This is a genomic window from Nostocoides veronense, assembly GCF_039531185.1.
GTDB lineage: Bacteria > Actinomycetota > Actinomycetes > Actinomycetales > Dermatophilaceae > Nostocoides_A > Nostocoides_A veronense.
The window spans coordinates 1-16,889 of the sequence record NZ_BAAAPO010000044.1 but is presented as its reverse complement, the minus strand read 5'-3'; the positions used below and the strand labels follow the sequence as shown (position 1 = coordinate 16,889).

Below are 16,889 nucleotides of genomic sequence, written 5' to 3'. Positions count from 1 at the left end.
GGTCAGGTCCCACCCAGCCGGTGACCGTATGATCGCCCGGTGCAGGAGCAGTACGCGGACGGCGCCGAACCCACCCCGCGGACGCGACGGCGGGGGCGCCGGATCCTGGTCGCCTTGCTCCTCATGGCCTTCCTCGCGGTGGCCTCGATGGGCGGCTTCCTGCTGTATCTGAACAGCAAGGTCGGGTCGATCCAGACCGACACCACCCTCCTGCCGACCGCCGGCTCGAATGACGGCGGCGGCACCGGCGAGGGCACCGGATCGGGCGGTGAGACCCTCGTGACGGACGCGGGCACGAACTATCTCATCATCGGCTCCGATGCGCGGCCGGGGGAAACCTTCAGCCGCAGCGACGTCATCATCTTGGCTCACGTGACGAAGAAGAAGGACAAGGTCTACCTGATCCACTTCCCGCGTGACCTATATGTGCAGATTCCCGGGCGGACCAAGGACAAGATCAACGCCGCCTATGCCTATGGCGGCGGCGCACTACTGGCCCAGACGCTGCAGAATCTCACCAAGGTCAAGGTCGACCACGCCGCGAAGATCGACTTCGAGGGCTTCAAGCGGATGACCGACGCCGTCGGCGGGGTGCGCGTGTGGGCCGAGCAGCCGAGCACCCAAGGTGACCTGCAAATCGTCAAGGGCTGGAACGACCTCAATGGCACGCAGGCGCTGGCCTTCGTCCGCGAGCGCTACCAATTGCGCGAGGGCGATATCGACCGTGGCCGGCGTCAGATGGCCTTCGTGAAGGCGTTGATGGTCAAGACGATCAGCCCCGGTGTGCTGTTGAACCCGGTCAAGCTGACGACCTTCATCAATGCCGCGACGGACAATATGACGGTGGACGCGGGCTTGTCCGGCTCCTACATCCGGTCCGAGGCGCTGTCCTTGCGGAATCTGCGCCCCGACGACATCGTCTTCATCACAGCGCCCTTCAGCGGCTATGGCACCGCCCCCAATGGCGGGGCGATCGACATCCTCGACGAGATCCGCATGGACCGGTTGGCCGAGGCGCTGCAAAACGACAAGGTCGATGAGTACCTCGCCGAGAACTGACCCGGCCCCATCTGCCCTAGGGGCCCACTCGACGCGGCCTATCTACTGAGCTACCGCCTGGTATTGGTCGTGATCGCGACCAATACCGGGCGGTAGCGCGGTCGGTAGCGCGGCCCGGTGGGGGCATCGCTCAGCGGGGTCGACTCGGTCGACGGGCCTACTCGACGCGCTTGAGTTCCGCGGAGGCGTGGCTCTGCATGGGGTGCCCCGTGGCCGCCATATCCATGGCCCACATCAGATTGGAATTGACCAGGCCATAAAGCCGACTCGCCGCGTTGTACTCCTTCGCATGCGCGCTGCGCAGCACGCCATCGGTGCGCAACTCGATCTTGGCCGGCTCGGCCGTGCCGTAATAGAGCTCGAGGATCCCCGTCGGGTGGGTGAGCAGCAGTTCCGCCTCGCCCCCGGCCATCCGCCAAAAGCCCATCTCCGTCGAGGCCGGGCGGTCGATGGTGCCATCCTCATGCAGCAGCCAACTGCGCGTTTGCCACCGCAGGAAGGGCCGGCCGTCGTGTTCGACGACGATCTCCTGCCCGAAATTGCGCGACTCCATCGACGGATAGCCGACCACCCCCGCGCCCTCCCAACGCCCGATCAGCCACGCGAGCGGGCGGATGTCCTCATGGATGGTCTCGTCGAGGTGGAACACAGTTCGTCAGCGTAGTCGCGGGCACGCTCGAGGGCTCGGCTGTCCGTCGAGTTCGGGAAACACGCCGACGTCGACACCCCACGCTCGGCGTGTTTCCCGATCTCGACGCTGAGCGGTGAGGAGGCACGGGACGTGGGAACCTGGACGTATGCCGTCAGCCACCGCTCTTGTCGTCAAGCTCACCGCAGGTGCCGAGGAAGCAGAGCGCGCCAACCAAGCCCTGACCGTCGCCGCGACGGCGCTCGCCAGTGGCGTGGACGTCAGCCTGTGGCTGACCGGTGAGGCGGCCTGGCTCGCCGTCCCCGGCCGCGCCGCGGAGCTATCGCTGCCCCTCGCCGCCCCGGCGGAGGACCTCCTTGAAACGTTGCTTGCCGGCGGCTCGGTGACCGTATGCAGTCAATGCGCCGCCCGCCGTGACCTCACCGAGGCGGGCCTGCTCCCGGGTGTCACGATCCGTGGCGCGGCCGCCTTCGTCGAAGAGATCCTGCGCCCGGACACCCAAGCCCTCGTCTATTGAGCCTCAGTTCGCACGAGGCTCGCGGCATCGTCGCGCCTGGCCACGCAAGCGCTCGTCCACTGAGCCGTCCGCTTCTCCGGAGGCGCCGCTTCCGGCTCGGCCGCGACGGCGGGTCAGCCCAGCAGCAGCTTGGCGATCGTCACGATGACGAAGCCGGGCGCGGCCAGGCTGGCGGCGGCGATGACGGCGGGGGCCACGGCATACCGGCTGCCCGGCAACTCTCCGAGCGCCACGCGGGTCGCTAGCGCAACAACGGAGGCGCACGCGCCGAGCACCGCCGCCGCAGCCGTTGTGGCGGAGGTAGGCACGAGCAACGCTCCGATGAGGCCGCCGCAGGCGCCCAGGGCGGTGCCGGCCAGCAGCGTCAAGCCCCGCATACGTGCGGGCAGCAGCTCGGCGAACAAGCCCGCGGCGATTCCGGCGGCGGCGAGCGCCAGCGGGCGATCCGCGCCGCGCAGATCGGGCAGCACCGCCATGGCCATGACGGAGGCGACCAGCGTGAGGCCGCCGGCGGCGCTGGTCAGCGCCGTCACGACCCCGGCCTTGATGTCACCGCGCACCAACTGCATGAGAAAAGCGGCGATCAAGCCGACCGCGATGGCCACGGGCAGGTGGCGCAAGGCAATTCCGTAGGGGGCTTGATAGCCGGCCAGCACGATGGCGGCGGCCGTCACCGCCAGGCTCAGTCGGGTCCCCGTCGGTTCCGGCGAGTCGGTGAGAATCGGCCAGCCCCAGATCAGGAGCAGCACGGCCAGCGTGAGGGCGAGGAGGACGAACACGGCGCCGGCCGGTTCGCTGACCGTCAGCAGCGCTGCCCCAGCAAGGCACGCGATGAGCGTCGGCACAGATCGGGCCCGGGCCGCGGCGCTCGGACGCGGCTCCGATTCGGTGGCTATCGCGGACGCCTCGGACACGGCGGCCATCCTCTCACCGCCCGAGGCTCGCATCGGTCACCCCTCGCCGCGGGTTGTCTGCGCTTCGAGGTGCTTTCTAGCGGGTTGACGTGCAGACAACCGACATCCGGAGAGAAATGAGCACCCCCCCAACAAGCGGCCCCGGACGGGTCCCGCGGGCCCGCGAGACAGGGGCGCGGTCAGCCGCCGGCGAAGGGCGGCAGGAACTCGATCGTCGCGCCGGGGGCGACGAGGGTGTCCGGCGTGGCGGCGATCCCGTCGACGAGCACGGCGCAGACCCCCAGGACGGCGACAGCATCCGGATGCCGGGCCGACGCGGCAGCGACGATCTCGGCCACGCTGCCCGCCGGCAGGTCCTCGGTCGCGACGCCCGCGGCCGCCTGCGCGCCGGCCCAATAGCGCGCGGTCACGCTCCCGCCGGCCTCTCGAGGGGGCGCGGCAGCAGCGCCCAGCGGCGGTTCCGTGTACTGATCGATTCGGAGGTCGTTGCTCATCACCGCCTATCCTGCCTTGTCATGGCCCGGCTGCTGTTGTTGACCAATGCGCTCGCCCCGAGCGCCGAGGTCCTGCCAGCCCTGTCCTTGCTCAGCCACCAGGTGCGCATCCTGCCCGCGGAGGCAAGCGCCCTGGTCCAGGCACCCCCGTGCGACGCCCTGCTCGTCGATGCTCGCCGCGACCTGGCCTATGCCCGCAGCCTGACCCGTATCCTGCGCACCACGGGCGTCTCGGTGCCGCTCATCGCCATCCTCACCGAGGGCGGGCTGGCCGGCGTCACGGCCGATTGGGGCGTCGATGACGTCCTGCTCGACACCGCCGGGCCCGCCGAGGTCGAGGCGCGCCTGCGCCTGGCGTCCGGAAGGGTCGTCCTCGTCGAGCCCGAGGTGGATGAAGCGCCGATCACTTCGGGCAATCTGGTCATCGACGAGGCGAGCTATTCCGCCCGCATCGGCGGCCGCGCGCTGGACCTGACCTATAAGGAATTCGAGCTCCTCAAATACCTCGCCCAGCACCCGAGCCGCGTCTTCACCCGGGCGCAATTGCTGCAAGAAGTCTGGGGCTACGACTATTTCGGCGGCACCCGCACCGTCGATGTCCATATCCGCCGACTGCGCGCGAAGCTCGGCGGCGACTATGAAGTGCTGATCGGCACGGTTCGCAATGTCGGCTATCGCTTTGTGCCGGAGGAGTTCCCCGCGCACGCCGATGCCGATGCCTAAGCCGCTGTCCGCTGCCGACCACGCGGCCGTCCACGACCTGGCCGATGCCGCGAACAGCGCCGACGGCGTCCGGCCGCTCTCCGAACGCACTCTGCTCGACCTCGACCTCCTCCACGAGAGCGTGCGCCACCTGCTGGTATGGCAGGGGGGTGAGCTGGCGGCATACGCCCAGCTCGGTCGGGAGCGCCAAGGTGAGCTAGTGGTCCACCCGGCGCACCGGCGCGCCGGGCACGGACGAAACCTCCTCACCAACCTCGCCGGACAGGGTGCGGCGGCCGTATGGGCGCACGGTGACCTCCCCGCCGCCCGCGCCCTCGCCGCGAGCGTCGGCTGGGAGCCGGTGCGCATCCTGCGCAAGCTCAGTCGCCCTCTCGCAGAGGAGGATTCCGCGCCGGTCACACTGCCGGAGGGTTACGGCATACGCGGCTTCGTGCCCGGCCAGGACGAGGCCGACTGGCTGCGGATCAATGCGCTGGCGTTCGCCGACCATCCCGAGCAGGGCCGCGTCACCCGCAACGATCTGGACCGACTGATCGCCCAGGACTGGTTCGACCCTGCGGGCCTACTGCTGCTCACCGACGCCAGCGGCGCTGTCATCGGATCGCACTGGACCAAGGTCGATCCGGCCGAGCGTGCACCCGCCGCCGACGGCTCGCCCGTGCCCGCCGGGGAGGTGTCTGTCGTCGCCCTCGACCCCGCCGTCCATGGCCGCGGGCTGGCCGCTCCCCTGACCGCCGCCGGCCTGGCCCATCTGGCCGCGCGCGGTCTGCGCTCGGTCGTGCTCTATGTCGACGACGACAACACCGCCGCCCTGCGCACCTATCGCCGCCTCGGCTTCACCGACCTGGAAGTGCACGCGCAGTACGCGCCGGTGTCCGCAGCCCGCCCAGCCTGACAAGATGTCGGGTATGACGACCCCCCACGACGTGCGACCCGCGGGCGAGTGGGACCTCACCGAACTCGACGACGGCACCCAGGCCGCCATGCCCGAGATCGACGGTGCCCCGCTCGGGGATATCACCTTTGCCGCGACGGCAAGTTCCCGGATGCCGCTGCGCGCCCCCAATGGCCGCTTCGTCCGCGCCGGCGGTCAGGTCGTCAATCACAAGGGACTGCCCGAGGACCGCTTCCTGGACCGTGAGGTCTCCTGGCTGCAGTTCAACGAGCGCGTTCTGCAGTTGGCCGCCGACCCGGACCTGCCGCTGCTGGAGCGCGCCCGCTTCCTCGCGATCTTCAGCAGCAATCTTGACGAATTCTTCATGGTGCGGGTCGCCGGCTTGAAACGCCGCATCGCCACCGGCATCGCCATCCGCTCCGCGTCCGGCCTGGAGCCGCGCGAAGTGCTGGAAAAGATCTCGGCCGTCAGCGCGGAACTCCTTGCGGCACAGTCGCAAATCTTCCACGAGCAGATCCGGCCCGCGCTGGAGGATGAGGGCATTTCGCTGGTGCGCTGGGACGAACTCAGCGATGGCGAGCAGACCCGGCTCACCGGCTACTTCACCGACAACATCTTCCCGGTCCTGACCCCCTTGGCCGTCGACCCGGCGCACCCGTTCCCCTATATCTCCGGGCTCTCGCTGAACCTCGCCGTCGTGCTCATGAACCCCAAGTCGGAGAAGGAGCATTTCGCGCGGGTCAAGGTCCCCGAGATGCTTCCCCGGCTGGTCAAGGTCGAGGTAGCCGACGAGACCTCTGTCGACGAACTCTTCGACACCCGTTTCGTCCCGCTCGAAGACCTCATCTCGGCCCATCTCGACCAACTCTTCCCCGGCATGGTCGTGCTGGAGAGCTTCACCTTCCGCGTCACCCGCAATGAGGATCTTGAGGTCGAGGAGGATGACGCCGAAAATCTGCTGACGGCGCTGGAGCGGGAGTTGACTCGGCGCCGGTTCGGTCCGCCGATCCGCCTCGAAGTCGATGCCGAGATGGATGAGCATGTGCTCGACCTGCTCGTGCGCGAACTCGGCGTCAGCGCCAGCGAGGTCTACAAACTGCCCGAGCCGCTGGATTTGCGCGCCCTCAATATCGTCGCGGACATCGACCGCTCCGATTTGCACTACGAGCGCTTCGTCCCGCGCACCAATGCCGATCTGGCCCCGACGGAGTCGGCCAAGGCCCGCGACATCTTCGCGAGCATCCGCAAGCAGGACATCCTGCTGCACCACCCGTATGACAGTTTCTCCACCTCGGTGCAGGCCTTCATCGGCCAGGCCGCAGCCGACCCGCACGTGCTGGCGATCAAGCAGACGCTCTATCGCACCTCCGGTGACAGTCCGATCATCGACGCGCTCATCGATGCCGCCGCTGCGGGCAAGCAGGTGCTGGCGCTCGTCGAGATCAAGGCTCGCTTCGATGAGGAGAACAACATCTCCTGGGCCCGCAAGCTGGAGCACGCCGGGGTGCATGTCGTCTATGGCATCGTGGGCTTGAAGACGCACTGCAAGCTCTCGCTCGTCGTGCGCCAAGAAGCCGAAGGTCTGCGGCGCTACTGCCATATCGGCACCGGCAACTACAACCCCAAAACTGCTCGCCTGTATGAAGATCTGGGCCTGCTCACGTGTGACCCGGTCGTCGGGGAGGACCTGACCCGGCTGTTCAACCAGCTCTCCGGCCTCGCCCCGCGCAGCCGGTTCAAGCGGCTGCTCGTCGCGCCGCGGTCGGTGCGCTCCGGCCTGATTGACCTCATCGACGCCGAGATCGAGCACGCACGATCCGGGGCTGGTGGCCGAATCGGGTTGAAGGTCAACAGCATTGTCGACGAGAAGCTCATCGATGCGCTCTATCGCGCCTCGCAAGCCGGCGTCGAGGTGCAGATCTGGGTGCGCGGCATCTGCGCCCTGCGTCCCGGCCTGCCCGGCGTCTCGGAGAATATCGAGGTGCGCTCGGTGCTCGGGCGCTTCCTCGAACACTCCCGCGTCTTCGTCTTCGGCGGCGGCGGGCAACCCATCGCTTTCATCGGCAGCGCCGACATGATGCACCGCAATCTCGATCGCCGCGTCGAGGCCCTCGTCCAACTGAACCCGCACCACACGCGCGAGGTGATGGCCCTGATGGAGCGCGGCCGCAGCGACCGCTACGCCCACTGGCGCCTCGGGCCGGACGGGCGCTGGGTGCGTTTCCACCGCGGCGATTCCGGGCCGCTGGCGGACATTCAAGCCGACCTCATCGAGCTCTACGCGAAGCGCCGTCGTCGGGCCAGCCGCTAAGTCCTGGCATGCCTCCTTCTCGTTCGGTCCCCGCCGCCGGCACGCTGCCGTGGCGCGTCGTCGACGGTGAACTGCAAGTCCTGCTGGTGCATCGCCCGCGGTATGACGACTGGTCCTGGGCCAAAGGCAAGCTCGACCCGGGCGAGGATTACGCCATCGCCGCCGCCCGCGAGACCTTCGAGGAGACGGACTTCATGGTCCGCCTCGGGCGCCCGCTGCCCGACGCGCGCTACCAAATCTTGGAGCGGGATCACACCTTCGCCGTGAAGTCCGTGCGCTACTGGGCATCGACGATTACCGGCGGAAGTGGCAAGCCCCGCAACGAGATCGACAAAGTCGCGTGGATGTCGCCGACCCAAGCGCATGCGGCCCTGGACTATGCCCGTGACCGGGACCAATTGCTTGCCCTCGTCGCGATGCACCGGGCCGGTGAGCTCGACACCTGGCCGCTGATCATCGTCCGGCACGCGACCGCACTCCCCCGCTCCAAGTGGTCGCAGAAGGACTGGTTGCGCCCCCTGGACCCGGACGGGCAGGCGCGAGCTGAGGCACTCGTGCCGGTCCTGACGGCATACGGCCCGCTGCGCGCCGTGAGCAGTTCCAGCGTCCGCTGCCGCGACACCCTGGCGCCCTATGCGCGCGCGGGCAAGACAGCCCTGAAGCTGCGGGATTCGCTGTCTGAAGAGGTCTTCGACAAGAACCCCGAGCGCGCGCTGAAGACCGTGCGCAAGGTGATCCGCCGTGGTCGACCGACCGCCCTGTGCTCCCACCGGCCCTTGCTGCCGGCGATCCTTGGGCAACTGCTCGAGGTCGCCGCCGACGCCGATGTGGCGGCGCTGCTTCAGGAGTCGATCGAGCTGGGCATGGACAAGGGCGAGGCGATCGTCTGCCACCTGAGTGGCACCGGAGCCGGCGCGAAAATCGTTGCCGCGGAACGGCATACTCCCTGATCGCAAAGCGGCACGGCGATCGGCGCCCCCTGCCCGCCGATCGCCGCGCCCGGTCAGGGGATTGTCAGCGGCTCACCCGAAGCGGCCGGAGATGTAGTCCTCGGTGGCTTTTTCGCTGGGGTTGTTGAAGATTCGGCTCGTGGAGTCGATCTCGACGAGCTTGCCCGGCTGGCCGGTGGCCTTGAGGTTGAAGAAGGCCGTCTGGTCCGAGACGCGGGCCGCCTGCTGCATGTTGTGCGTCACGATGACGATCGTGTAGCGCTCTTTCAGGTCGTTGATCAAGTCCTCGATCGCGAGCGTGGAGATCGGGTCGAGCGCCGAGCACGGCTCATCCATCAGCAGCACCTGCGGCTCCACGGCGATCGCGCGCGCGATGCAGAGACGCTGCTGCTGCCCGCCGGACAGGCCGGCTCCCGGCTTGTCGAGCCGGTCCTTGACCTCATTCCACAGGTTGGCGCCCTTGAGCGACTTCTCGACGACCTCATCGAGCCGACCCTTGCTCTTGACGCCATTGAGCTTCAGCCCCGCCGCGACATTGTCGCGAATCGTCATGGTGGGGAAGGGATTCGGCCGCTGGAAGACCATACCGACGGTGCGGCGCACGCCGACCGGGTCGACATCCTTGGCGTAGAGGTCTTGGCCGTCGAGGAGCACCTTGCCCTCGACTCGGCCGCCGGGGATGACTTCGTGCATCCGGTTGAGGGTGCGCAGCACCGTGGATTTGCCGCAGCCGGACGGGCCGATGAAGGCGGTGACGGCGCGGGGTTCGATGCTCATCGAGACGCCCTCAACGGCCTTGAAGCTGCCATAGAAGATGTCCAGGTCGCTGACGTCGATGCGCTTGGCCATGGTGGGGATCGCCCTTGTCTGGGTTGGGGGTCGGGGTCAGACCTTGCTGAAGCGGCTCGCGAGCCGGCCCAGCAGGTTGAGCAGGAGGATGAGCAGGATCAGCGTGAGCGCGGCCGCCCAGATCCGGTCGTATGCCGGGTGCGTCACCGCCTGGTCGCGGTCCTGGTTGATCATCGTCGGAAGCGTCGCCATATTGCCGCCGAAGAGATCGGTCGCGATGGCCTTGGTGTAGGGCCCAAGGATCAGCAGCGGAGCTGTCTCGCCCATCACTCGGGCCAGGCCGAGCAGGACGCCGGTGATGATTCCGGAGAAGGCCGTCGGCAGGACGACCGAAAAGATCGTCTTCCACTTCGGCACGCCCAGGGCGTATGCCGCCTCCCGCAACTCGTTCGGGACGAGCTTGAGCATTTCCTCGGTCGAGCGGACGACGACCGGGATCATCAGCAGGGTCAGCGCGAAGCAGACGAAGATGCCCGAGCGCTGGAAGCCGAAGGCGTTGACAAAGACGGCATAGATGAACAAGCCCGCGACGATGGACGGCACGCCGGTGAGGATGTCGACCATGAAGCTGACGGTCCGGGCGAACCGGCCGCGGCCATACTCCACGAGGTAGACCGCGGTCAGCACCCCGATCGGCACCGAAATCAGTGCGGTCACCAGGCCCTGAATCAGGGTGCCCTGGATGGCGTGGACGGCGCCGCCGCCCTCGCGTCGGGCCGTGACTCCCTGTTGGGAGTTGGTCCACCAGGTGGAGTCGAGGATGAGGTGGCCGCCCTTGACCGCGACCGTGACGAGGATCCACACCAGTGGGATGACGGCGATGGCGAAGGCGGCCCACATGACGAATGTCGCGATGGAGTTCTTCAGCGCGCGGCCACCGCTCTTGCCACCGAGGTCGAGGCCGCGGGTCTCGACCACAGGATGATCCCGCGGAAAGTCGTTGGTAATGGCGGTCATTCGGTGAAGGCCTTCCGACGCTCGATGACGATGCGGGCGATGGCGTTGACGATGAAGGTGAGGATGAAGAGCACCAGGCCGGCGGCGATATAGGCGCCCGTCTTCTGCGGAGTGTCGAACTCGCCGGCGCCAAGGGCGATCTTTGAGGCGAAGGTTTCGCCCCCATCGAAGAGGCTGAACGAGAAGGCCGTGCCCTGGGCGAGAGAGGAGATCAGGATCATCACGGCGACCGTCTCGCCGAGAGCGCGGCCGAGGCCGAGCATCGCGGCGGAGATGACACCGGGCTTGCCGAAGGGCAGGACCGCGGTGCGGATCATCTCCCATTTCGTGGCGCCGAGGGCCAGCGCCCCCTCCTTGTGAGTTGGCGGGGTCTGCGCGAAGACTTCGCGTGACAGCGCGGTGATGATCGGCAAAATCATGATCGCGAGGACGATGCCCGCGAGGAAGATCGTCGTGCTACTCCCGACGGTCGTCTCTTTGAAAAGCGGGAACCACCCAAGGTTGTCCCGCAAGAAGTTCTGGATGCCGTCCGTATGCGGACCGAGGACTCGAAGCCCCCACAGGCCGAAGATGATCGAGGGCACGGCCGCGAGCAGGTCGACGGTGGACGCGGCGGGTTTGGAGAGCCACTTCGGGGCGTAGTTGGTGATGAACAAGGCGACGGCAATCCCGATCGGCACGGCGATGGCCAGCGCCATCAGCGAGGACAGGACGGTTACCCACAGCAAACGCAGGATGCCGAAACGCGGGTGATCACCGCCGACGCTCCATTCAGTGGAGGTGAGGAAGTTCGCCTCGTTCTTCATCAGCGACGGGATCGCCTGCGATAGCAGGAAAACCCCGATCAACGTGACAAGGCCGACGACGATGGCGCCCGCGCCAATGGCGGCGCCGCCAAAGAGTCGGTCGCCGAGGCGGCCGGTTCCCGCGCCGTCGCCGGCGAGCGGTGACTGTCCGTGGGCCCCGGGTGTCTCGTCGGCGATGGAGACGCCGGTCACGCTCTGCATGGCTGGCTCACCTTCCGTTGTCGTATGTCGATGTCGTATGCGGATGTGCGACGGGCCCGGCCGGTGAGGCTTCCCGGCCGGGCCGCGTCGCCCGTGGTCGTGCTGCGTGCTAGCCCCTCTTGCGAAACCCCGGGATGGGGTCCCCGCGAAGTACCGGAGCGAGCTTGCGAGCGAGGAAACTTCGTGGGGTACGGATCAGGACAGGGCCGAGACGGCGGCCTCAACCTTGGACTGAACCTCAGTGGGCAGCGGCGCGTAGCCGATCTCCTCAATGAGGGTCTGAGCATCGCTGGAGGCGAAGTAGGTGAGGAAGGACTTGATCTGGTTCTGCTTCTCCTTGTCCTTGTTGACCGAGCAGACGATCTCGTAGGTCACCAGGCCGATCGGGTAGGCCCCGGCCTCCTTGGTGGCGTAGTCGAGCTTCAGGCGCAGGTCGTTGCCCTCGCCGTCGGCGGTGGACGTCGCGATGAACTTGCCGATCGACTCGCTGGTCAACTCGACGGCGCCCGAGCCGTTGTCGATCTGGGCCATGCCGAGGGCGTTGTCCTTGGCGTAGGACAGCTCGACATAGGTGATGCCGCCCGCGGTGGCCTTGACGGCGTCGGCGACACCGGAGGACTTCTCCTTGCCCTCACCCTTGCCGGTCCAGGACTTGGCCGGCTCACCGGCCCAGGCGTCGCCGCCCGCGGCCTTGAGGTACTTGGTGAAGTTCTCCGTGGTGCCCGACTCGTCCGAGCGGAAGAAGGGCTTGATCGGGGTGCTGGGCAGCGTCACGCCGTCGTTGAGCGCGGCGATCTTGGGGTCGTTCCACGTCGTGATCTCGCCCTGGAAGATCGCCGCCAGGGTCGCAGCGTCAAGGACCAGCTTGTCGACGCCGTCGAGGTTGTAGGCCACGGCGATCGGGCCGATCACCATCGGGAGATTCCAAGCGTCGGACTCGCAGCGCTTCTTGGCCGCGTCGACCTCGATGACGCCATCCTTCTCCTCGGTCTTCAGCGCCGAGTCGGAGCCAGCGAAGTCAACCTGGCCAGCGTTGAACTGCTTGATGCCGGTGCCGGAGCCGGTCGGGTTGTAGTTGATCGTCAGGTCGGGGCACTTCTCGTTGTATGCCGTGACGACCTCCTCGAAGGCGTTCTTCTGAGCCGAGGAGCCTTCGGCGTTCAGCGTGCCGGAGGGGCAGGCGGCGGCGTCGGTGGACGACGTCTCGCCGGAGGTGCTCGAGCTGTTGGTCGATCCGGAGGCCGAGGAGCTGGAGGAGCTCGCGGTGTTGTTGTCCGACCCACACCCGGCGAGGGCAAGGCTGCCTGCGGCAACCAGGAGCACGGCGGCGCGGCGGCGGTGGATGGTCTGCACGAAAGGGACCCTCTCTAGGTCTTTGGACGGCGAGCCTTACGTTCGGCTCGCTCGTCCTCGACGGTAGGAATCGCTGGTGGCGCGCTGGTCCCGCTTTGTTGAACGGCTGGTGAACGGGCCGGGAATGCTTGGCCTTCGCCGCGCCTTCCCGTGCTTGCCGACACCGATGTATGCGGTGCGGCTGCCCCCGCCGGGCCGTCACCACGCCGAACCCCGGCCCGACCTTCCGCCGGCATGGGCCCCAAAGTGACGAGGGCGTCACTTTCGGCTGAGATCGTCACATCAACCTGACGACCTCGGCCGAAACTGACGACCTCAGGCCGGCCCGCAGCCGGTCAGGTCCGGGTGCGAGCGGTCAGGTCAGGCGAGCAGATGCAACGCGTACCAGCTCAGCGCCGCGAGCAAACCAGCGCCGGGAAAGGTCAGCAGCCACGCCCAGCCGATATCGCGCGCCACCTGCCAGCGCACCGCCTTGGTCCCGCGCGTCGCGCCGGCCCCCAAGATCGCGGCCGTGATGGCCTGCGTCGTCGAAATCGGCGCCCGCAGCGCCGTCGCGACGAACAAGATCGCCGCCGCGCTGACCTCGGCGGCGAAGCCCTGCGGCGATTCAAGGTCGATGATCCGCTGCCCCAGCGTGCGCATGATGCGCCAGCCACCTGCATACGTCCCCAAACTGAGCACCGCCGCGCAGAGCACCAGCACCCAGATGGGAATAGCCGCGGATCCGTCGGCGTGGTGACCCGAGACGGTCAGCGCCAGCACGACGACACCCGCCGTCTTGGCCGCATCCTGCATGCCATGGCCGAACGCCATCCCGGCCGCCGACACCGTCTGGGCGAGGCGGAAGCCGCGGGCGACCGAAGCCGCGGGGCGCGATCGGAAGGCCCACATGATCGCGGCCATCACGGCATACCCCAGAAGCAGGCCGAGGAGCGGGGAGGCGAGCATGGGCAGCAGAACCAGCTTGGTCACGCCGCCCCACAGCACCTCGCTGCCCGCGGCGAGCGCGGCGCCGCCGAGGCCGCCGACGAGGGCGTGGCTGGAGGAGGACGGCAGGCCGCGCGCCCAGGTGACGAGATTCCAGGTGGTCGCGCCGACCAGGGCCGCCGCGCAGAGCAGCAGTCCGGAGTTGCCGCGCGGTGCCTCGATGATGCCGCTGCCGACGGTTTGGGCGACGCGCGCACCGAAGAAGGCGCCGATGAGATTGGCGGCGGCGGCCAGGGTGACGGCCACGCGCGGCGTGAGGGCGCGGGTCGAGACTGAGGTGGCCACCGCATTGGCGGAGTCGTGGAAACCGTTCGTGTAGGTGAACGCGAGGGCGAGCGCGACGACACTCGCCGTGGGCAGCCAGTCCACGACGAGCTCAGGAGGCCTTCATCGAGATGACCTCGATCACGTGCGCGACCTGTTCGAAGCCATTGCTCACCGCTTCGAGGGCGTCGACGACATCGAGGACTTTGAGGATCTCCAGCACCTGGTCCGGATCGCCGCCGAGCAGGCCGGCCCGGATGCGGCGGTGCTCACGATCGGCCTGGTTCTCCAGGCGGTTGATCTCCACGACATACTCCCGGACCCGCTCGGCGTCCCGCAGCGCACCGAGGACGCTCACGGTCAGTTCCGCCATCCGGGCGATGACCTGGATCTGCGTCGCGGAGCGCTCGGGGAGGGCGGCCAGATGGTAGGCATCGATCAGGTCGACGCCGCGATCCATGTGGTCGAGGCAGTCGTCGAGGCGGGCCGCGAGGGCGTGCATGTCGGCGCGGTCGTATGGCGTCACGAACGAGCCGTCGACGGTGGCGATGATCTCGTGGGTGGTTTCGTCGGCGCGGTGCTCGACGTCCCTCATCCGGGCGGCGACTTCGGGGCGGGTGGCCTCGTCGGCGGCCAGGAGATCGGTCAAAAGCCGGGCGCCCTCGACCAGCAGCTGGGCGCTTTGCGCGAAAAGAGCGGAGAAGAGGTCGTCATTGCGCGGGGTTAGTCGGAAACCCACCGGCTCTCCCCAGGTCGGACGGACACGATCTGTGCCACATCGTAATCGGGGAAGACCAGGCGCTATCTCCCCGTCGTGCCCAGGCGCCGTTTTATGGTGTCAGCTATGGGACAAGAGACGCCGACGAGGGGCGACGAGGACACCTTCACCACTGAGTCAGTCTTGCTCTCCGGCGTCCGAACAGCCATCTCCAATGCGCAGGGCTCCATGGACCAGGGAGCCATCGACGAGGCGCTCGGCGTGACCCGCCAGCAGGCCGCAGACTCTCTGGACGCGCCCGCGCCCGCCGCGGCGGCTGTCACAGGCTGAGCGTGGACCTCCGTAGAGAGTTCGAGAACCCCTGCCCGGCCCTGAGAACGGTGTCTTCTCGCAGGTCACAGGGAGTCTACCGGCGGGATCGGAGGCCGTCGGAACCGTCCGTAGAGGACTCGCGGGGGCGGATGGTGCGTGCAGTTGGGATGACTCAAACCTTTCTGAGCCCGACGCAGGTGGACGAGTTGGTGGCCCGCTACGAGGCGGGCGCGACCCTGGTGGAGCTAGGCGAGCGGTTCAGCATCCATCGCCGCACTGCCGCTGCGCATCTGGTCCGCCGTTCTGTCCCGATCCGCCGCCGCGGCCTTGACGCGTGCGACTTCGCCGAAGCGGTCGAGCTATATGCCGGAGGGTTGAGCCTGATGGAGGTCGGGTTGCGGTTCCAGGTCAGCCAACAAGCGGTCCGACGTGCACTCGTCGCTGAGGGGGTCACAGTCCGGCCAAGTGGACGTCAGTCACGATAGTCAGAGCGCAGGGCGCTTCGATCGCCCCGGTTTCAGGAGCATGCGTGCTCGGTCGCGGGAGGCGCTTCGCACTACTCGCCCCGTTCCAACGCCACAAACAATGTCGACGCAAAAGATGTGAATCGATCTGAGGGCTTGAACTACGCACAGTTGTCGACGACGCACTACCGAACCGCGATCATCTTTCGCTACTGCGGGCGAACAGCAACTCGGGTCTCAACCTGAGTCTTGACCTGATTGTAAATGTCCACGTTCACGGTCGGAGCGACCCAGAGGGACAGGGCGACGGCGAAGTCCACCTCCTGGCCCGCGAGTCCTCCGGCTTGCTCGAAGCACTTGACTCGGACGACCATGTTCGATCCCTGGCCAGAGCCAAATGTGCTGTTCAGCTCCCACGATTGGTGCTGCACGGTTGCGGCACCACGAGTGGTGGTGTCGGAGGAGAGACCACTGGGAGTTTGCAGCTTGGGTATCGAGCCGGCCGGCTTGACGAAGGACATTGCGGCACGCCGGTACTGACGGTGTCGCCAGTTGACTGGGCTGAGCCAGGCGAGCGTTGCGTCGATTCGCTTGGCCTCGCGGACATTGAGACCATCCGGAAGAGGGAAGAGTAGTTCTTGTTCTTGTGCCGCACCAATCGAGCCAACGAAGAGCACGACGGCTTCGTTGGTTGCGCACCCGTCGGCAAAGTCTCGTTGGATGCTGCCGTTGCCCAGCGCAGCTTCGGGAGCCAGCGGTTGCGTCGACAGATCGTGGACGAAGCCCGTGCCGTGCACGAGGAGCGCCTTGATCGCTGATGCTCGCTGGCGGCGGGTGATCGTGCGTCCGGCGGTGATCTGCTCGATGAGATCGTGGATTCGGGCCGCCTGTCGAGTGACCAGCGCTGCGGCGGGGCTGGTGCCAGCGATGAATACTTCCTTGTTCTGTGCCGGAGTTGCGACGCGAATCCCCGGCCCCAATGACGACAGGCTGGTGAAGGAGACGGAATCCTCAGGCGTCGGCGGGTCGCGGAAGATCACTCGGCCGCCGTTCGCGACGAGATCAGGTTTGATGCTCCGCCGATAGCCGCTCCCAGTCGCAGAGATCGGGCTGAGGCTCGGCAGCCCGTCTGTCGGGTCAAGCGCGTAGCCCCGCGGGTCCGCGCCCGATGCGTCGTCATGCAGGGCGCCCACTGTGAGAGCGTTGACCGATTCAGCTGGAGCGAGCGGGCGGCGGTTGTTCTGCTCACGTTGCTGAGCATCAAGGATGGCTTGTCGTCGATCTTCGCCTACCAGGTCGGCGATCTCGCGTGAGTTGCTCGGCGTCAGTCTGAGTCGGGGATGATTGCCTACCGAGACGATGATGAGTACGCCGTACTCGTAGCTGAGCCAGTCGATGGAGCAATTGTCAAGAGTTGTGGATGGGTGTGTCATGACGCGCGTTGATCTCCTCCTTCGTGGTGGTCG

At 67.3% G+C, this 16,889-nt stretch carries 17 protein-coding genes; 7 read left to right on the top strand and 10 right to left on the bottom strand.

Annotated elements, in window-relative coordinates:
- Positions 1-39 precede the first annotated feature (39 nt).
- Positions 40-1,059, top strand: coding sequence for an LCP family protein (locus ABD225_RS14515; RefSeq protein WP_344086920.1), 1,020 nt, complete (start codon positions 40-42; stop codon positions 1,057-1,059).
- 157 nt (positions 1,060-1,216) lie between these two features.
- Here ABD225_RS14515 and ABD225_RS14510 read toward each other — a convergent pair whose 3' ends face one another.
- Positions 1,217-1,708 carry a heme-binding beta-barrel domain-containing protein gene (locus ABD225_RS14510; protein ID WP_344086917.1) on the bottom strand — a complete coding sequence of 164 codons (492 nt, stop codon included), beginning with the start codon at positions 1,706-1,708 and terminating at the stop codon, positions 1,217-1,219.
- Between the two features lie 148 nt (positions 1,709-1,856).
- Between ABD225_RS14510 and ABD225_RS14505 the strand changes: the two genes are divergently transcribed.
- Positions 1,857-2,225: a DsrE family protein gene (locus tag ABD225_RS14505; protein WP_344086914.1), complete on the top strand. Its 369-nt coding sequence runs from the start codon at positions 1,857-1,859 to the stop codon at positions 2,223-2,225.
- A 113-nt stretch (positions 2,226-2,338) separates the two neighbouring features.
- Here the strand turns inward: ABD225_RS14505 and ABD225_RS14500 are convergent, their stop codons facing one another.
- Together ABD225_RS14500 and ABD225_RS14495 are read right to left on the bottom strand one after the other, a co-directional pair.
- On the bottom strand, positions 2,339-3,139 hold the full coding sequence (locus ABD225_RS14500) for a hypothetical protein (RefSeq protein WP_344086911.1): 801 nt from the start codon (positions 3,137-3,139) through the stop codon (positions 2,339-2,341).
- A gap of 179 nt (positions 3,140-3,318) precedes the next feature.
- Positions 3,319-3,633: a MoaD/ThiS family protein gene (locus ABD225_RS14495; protein ID WP_344086908.1), complete on the bottom strand. Its 315-nt coding sequence runs from the start codon at positions 3,631-3,633 to the stop codon at positions 3,319-3,321.
- Positions 3,634-3,654: 21 nt separating this feature from the next.
- Here ABD225_RS14495 and ABD225_RS14490 point away from each other — a divergent pair, with 21 nt between their 5' ends.
- Genes ABD225_RS14490 through ABD225_RS14475 form a run of 4 tightly spaced genes read left to right on the top strand, consistent with a single transcriptional unit; the run spans position 3,655 to position 8,512 of the window.
- Positions 3,655-4,356, top strand: a complete 702-nt coding sequence (locus tag ABD225_RS14490) for a winged helix-turn-helix transcriptional regulator (RefSeq protein WP_344086906.1) — start codon at positions 3,655-3,657, stop codon at positions 4,354-4,356.
- Positions 4,349-5,251 carry a mycothiol synthase gene (mshD, locus tag ABD225_RS14485; protein WP_344086903.1) on the top strand — a complete coding sequence of 301 codons (903 nt, stop codon included), beginning with the start codon at positions 4,349-4,351 and terminating at the stop codon, positions 5,249-5,251. The genes ABD225_RS14490 and mshD overlap by 8 nt, the downstream gene beginning before the upstream one ends.
- Before the next feature lie 13 nt (positions 5,252-5,264).
- Positions 5,265-7,562: an RNA degradosome polyphosphate kinase gene (locus ABD225_RS14480; RefSeq protein ID WP_425564450.1), complete on the top strand. Its 2,298-nt coding sequence runs from the start codon at positions 5,265-5,267 to the stop codon at positions 7,560-7,562.
- An 8-nt stretch (positions 7,563-7,570) separates the two neighbouring features.
- Positions 7,571-8,512, top strand: a complete 942-nt coding sequence (locus ABD225_RS14475; protein ID WP_344086900.1) for an NUDIX hydrolase — start codon at positions 7,571-7,573, stop codon at positions 8,510-8,512.
- A 72-nt stretch (positions 8,513-8,584) separates the two neighbouring features.
- On the opposite strand, the gene pstB is transcribed toward ABD225_RS14475, so the two are convergent.
- From pstB to ABD225_RS14445, 6 genes are all read right to left on the bottom strand, one after another.
- Positions 8,585-9,361, bottom strand: a complete 777-nt coding sequence (pstB, locus tag ABD225_RS14470; protein WP_344086897.1) for a phosphate ABC transporter ATP-binding protein PstB — start codon at positions 9,359-9,361, stop codon at positions 8,585-8,587.
- A 36-nt stretch (positions 9,362-9,397) separates the two neighbouring features.
- A complete protein-coding gene (gene pstA / locus ABD225_RS14465) occupies positions 9,398-10,318 on the bottom strand; it encodes a phosphate ABC transporter permease PstA (protein ID WP_344086894.1) in 921 nt (306 codons plus the stop codon).
- Positions 10,315-11,325 (bottom strand): phosphate ABC transporter permease subunit PstC, encoded by a 1,011-nt coding sequence (gene pstC / locus ABD225_RS14460; protein WP_344086891.1) that lies wholly within the window; start codon positions 11,323-11,325, stop codon positions 10,315-10,317. The genes pstA and pstC overlap by 4 nt, the downstream gene beginning before the upstream one ends.
- Before the next feature lie 195 nt (positions 11,326-11,520).
- Positions 11,521-12,678 (bottom strand): phosphate ABC transporter substrate-binding protein PstS, encoded by a 1,158-nt coding sequence (gene pstS / locus ABD225_RS14455; RefSeq protein WP_344086888.1) that lies wholly within the window; start codon positions 12,676-12,678, stop codon positions 11,521-11,523.
- A gap of 360 nt (positions 12,679-13,038) precedes the next feature.
- Positions 13,039-14,034 carry an inorganic phosphate transporter gene (locus ABD225_RS14450; protein WP_344086885.1) on the bottom strand — a complete coding sequence of 332 codons (996 nt, stop codon included), beginning with the start codon at positions 14,032-14,034 and terminating at the stop codon, positions 13,039-13,041.
- Positions 14,035-14,041: 7 nt separating this feature from the next.
- A complete protein-coding gene (locus tag ABD225_RS14445; protein ID WP_344086882.1) occupies positions 14,042-14,668 on the bottom strand; it encodes a DUF47 domain-containing protein in 627 nt (208 codons plus the stop codon).
- Positions 14,669-14,773: 105 nt separating this feature from the next.
- Between ABD225_RS14445 and ABD225_RS14440 the strand changes: the two genes are divergently transcribed.
- The gene (locus ABD225_RS14440) at positions 14,774-14,977 is read left to right on the top strand and encodes a hypothetical protein (RefSeq protein ID WP_344086879.1); all 204 of its coding nucleotides are present in this window, start codon (positions 14,774-14,776) and stop codon (positions 14,975-14,977) included.
- A 655-nt stretch (positions 14,978-15,632) separates the two neighbouring features.
- On the opposite strand, the gene ABD225_RS14435 is transcribed toward ABD225_RS14440, so the two are convergent.
- The gene (locus tag ABD225_RS14435) at positions 15,633-16,856 is read right to left on the bottom strand and encodes a S8 family serine peptidase (RefSeq protein WP_344086876.1); all 1,224 of its coding nucleotides are present in this window, start codon (positions 16,854-16,856) and stop codon (positions 15,633-15,635) included.
- Positions 16,857-16,889: the final 33 nt, after the last annotated feature.